Annotated in this window: 1 pseudogene; it reads left to right on the top strand. The window is 44.2% G+C overall.

The window, feature by feature from the left end:
• A pseudogene (locus P6733_RS18080) lies at window positions 1-538 on the top strand (DUF6443 domain-containing protein); the annotation flags it as partial.

Here is a 538-nt window from a genome sequence, read left to right as displayed (position 1 = left end):
TGGCTACAGGACCGGCCTTCACCCCTTTTGGCGGAACCGAGATGGGATGGATTATTACCAAATATGATGCCTTTGGCCGAGTGGCTTATACGGGATGGTTCAAAACATCGGCCAGTCGAAGTACATTGCAGGCACAACGCAATGCTACTAACGGTAATTTTTCTGAAAAGCGCGTTACGGCTAATACTGTCGATGGCGTGAGTATAGGTTATACTTCGGTTGCTTTCCCAACCAGTGGATTAAAATTATTAACCGTAAACTATTACGATAATTATACTTACCCGAATGCCCCTACGCTACCGGGACAAATAGAAGGACAAACGGTATTGGTTAATGCCAAAGGATTGGCTACCGGAAACTGGGTACGTGGTTTATCGGCTACTGCCCTTTTACAACAACGAAGTCATACCCTGTACGATGAAAAAAGCAGACCCATTTCCAGTTACACTCAAAATACTTGGGGTGGTTATACACAGGTCGATTCCCAATTGGATTTTATGGGTAAAACCCGATTCACCAAAACTTTCCACAAGCAATA

This window comes from Flavobacterium aerium (assembly GCF_030766725.1).
Classification (GTDB): domain Bacteria; phylum Bacteroidota; class Bacteroidia; order Flavobacteriales; family Flavobacteriaceae; genus Flavobacterium; species Flavobacterium aerium.
The sequence above is the reverse complement of the archived record's forward strand: the minus strand, read 5'-3'. Positions and strand labels throughout refer to the sequence as shown.